Here is a 2,053-nt window from a genome sequence, read left to right as displayed (position 1 = left end):
CGCCGGACAGGCCGAGGTGGCCCGCGGCCTCGCCCTGCCGATGCCGGTACTCGTGCTGGCCTCGGGTTCCTCGAGCATCAGCACCACCTGGAGCGAGGCGATGCTCGAATCGGACAGCGTCCTGGACGTCTCGGTCATGGTGCGCCGCGCCGTCGAGCTCGGGGCCTGCGTCACCGTCTGCCGCTTCGACGGCGCCCTGCATGACGTCCTGCTCTCCCGCGCGCCGGTCCGGTCCCTCGCCTACCGGCAGCTGGGCCGCTGGCTCGACGCCTATGGCTTCCGGAACACATGGGATGCGAACTCCTGACGCCTGCTTCCTCTTGTCAATACACCGGGGCCGGGCCGGTTCCCGACGCGGCGCGGTCCACTGCGCCGCCGTACCGCCGGTCCCGCGCTGCGTATTCCTCGATGGCGCGCCACAGGGTCCGGCGGTCCACGTCCGGCCACAGGGTGTTCATGAAGACCATCTCGGCGTAGGCGGACTGCCAGAGGAGGAAGTTGGACAGCCGCTGTTCCCCGGAGGTCCGCAGGAACAGATCCACGTCCGGCAGGTCGGGCTCGTCGAGGAAGCGCTGGACGGTCTTCTCGCTCACCGTCGACGCCCGCAGCTTCCCGGCCGCGACCTGTTCGGCGATCGCCTTGGCCGCGTCGGCGATCTCCGCGCGTCCACCGTAGTTCACGCACATGTTCAGTGTGCACGTGGTGTTTCCCCGGGTGAACCGCTCGGCTTCCTCGAGCTCGTTGATCACCGACTGCCACAGCCGGGGCCGCCGGCCCGACCAGCGGATCTCCACACCCCACTCATCGAGCTGGTTCCGCTGTCGCCGCAGCACGTCCCTGCTGAAACCCATGAGGAACCGCACCTCATCGGGCGAACGCTTCCAGTTCTCCGTCGAAAAGGCATACACCGACACGTGGCGGACACCGATCTCGATCGCTCCCGCCATGACGTCGAGCAGGGCCGCTTCGCCCGCCCGGTGTCCTTCCGTCCGTGGGAGCCCGCGCTCGTTCGCCCAGCGCCCATTGCCGTCCATGACGATCGCCACGTGCTGCGGAACGAACTGCCGGGGAATCGGCGGGGCCTTCTCACCGCTGGGGTGCGGTTCCGGCGGTCTCGACGGCAGGGCCGGGTTCTTCATACACGCTCCACATGCTTGAGGGATTGGACGACTCGTTCAAGATGCCACTGCAGGTAACCCGCCACGAGCCCCGCGGCCTCCCGCCGGGCCGGGGTGTCCGACGCATTCGCGGCGTCCCAGTTCCCCGAGAGCAGTGCTGCCAGTAGCGTCATGGCGGGGCCCGACGGCGATGCCGCGCCCGGCGGCCGGCAGTCTGCGCACACCGCGCCGCCGAGAGCCGCCGAGAACGCGCTGTGCGGACCGGGGGCACCGCACCGGGCACAGTCGGTGAAGCTCGGCGCCCAACCGGCGATGGAGAGCGCCCGCAGCAGGTATGAGTCGAGGATCAGTTCTGCCGGGTGAAGTCCCCTGCTCAACGCCGAGAAGGCGCCGGCCACCAGGGCATAGTGCGCCCCTGATCCTTCACCGCCGATGTCCGTGAGCCGTTCGGCTGTCTCGGCGATGGCTGTGGCGGCGGTATAGCGGCCGTAGTCGGCCGCTATACCGTGCCCGTAGGCACCCTTGGTCTGTGCCTGGGTGACGACGTCGAGGTTGCGCCCTGACGCGAGCTGAAGGTCCACGGCCATGAACGGCTCGAGGCGCGAGCCGAAGCCGCCGAGAACGCGCTGTGCGGACCGGGGGCACCGCACCGGGCACAGTCGGTGAAGCTCGGCGCCCAACCGGCGATGGAGAGCGCCCGCAGCAGGTATGAGTCGAGGATCAGTTCTGCCGGGTGAAGTCCCCTGCTCAACGCCGAGAAGGCGCCGGCCACCAGGGCATAGTGCGCCCCTGATCCTTCACCGCCGATGTCCGTGAGCCGTTCGGCTGTCTCGGCGATGGCTGTGGCGGCGGTATAGCGGCCGTAGTCGGCCGCTATACCGTGCCCGTAGGCACCCTTGGTCTGTGCCTGGGTGACGACGTCGAGGTTGCGCCCT

1 protein-coding gene and 3 pseudogenes are annotated in these 2,053 nt (G+C 69.2%); 1 reads left to right on the top strand and 3 read right to left on the bottom strand.

Translation table 11 applies throughout. The features are described 5' to 3' along the window. Positions 1 to 307 (top strand): annotated as a pseudogene (locus tag Y705_RS19730) (alpha/beta hydrolase); the annotation flags it as partial. Positions 308 to 323: 16 nt separating this feature from the next. Here the strand turns inward: Y705_RS19730 and Y705_RS0112455 are convergent. The 3 genes and pseudogenes from Y705_RS0112455 to Y705_RS23675 form a co-directional block, all read right to left on the bottom strand. Next, positions 324 to 1,139 (bottom strand): isoprenyl transferase, encoded by an 816-nt coding sequence (locus Y705_RS0112455; RefSeq protein ID WP_026533091.1) that lies wholly within the window; start codon positions 1,137 to 1,139, stop codon positions 324 to 326. Next, positions 1,136 to 1,756 (bottom strand): annotated as a pseudogene (recO, locus tag Y705_RS19725) (DNA repair protein RecO); the annotation flags it as partial. The gene Y705_RS0112455 and the pseudogene recO, both read right to left, overlap by 4 nt. 29 nt (positions 1,757 to 1,785) lie before the next feature. Next, positions 1,786 to 1,926, bottom strand: a pseudogene (locus Y705_RS23675) (DNA repair protein RecO); the annotation flags it as partial. Positions 1,927 to 2,053 lie beyond the last annotated feature (127 nt).

Source organism: Arthrobacter sp. H41, from assembly GCF_000520535.1.
Taxonomy (GTDB): Bacteria; Actinomycetota; Actinomycetes; order Actinomycetales; family Micrococcaceae; genus Arthrobacter_D.
The sequence above is the reverse complement of the archived record's forward strand: the minus strand, read 5'-3'. Positions and strand labels throughout refer to the sequence as shown.

Coding starts and splice junctions, on each gene's coding strand:
- Y705_RS0112455 (WP_026533091.1), bottom strand. CDS start 1,139: ATGAAGAACCCGGCCCTGCCGTCGAGACCGCCGGAACCGCACCCCAGC.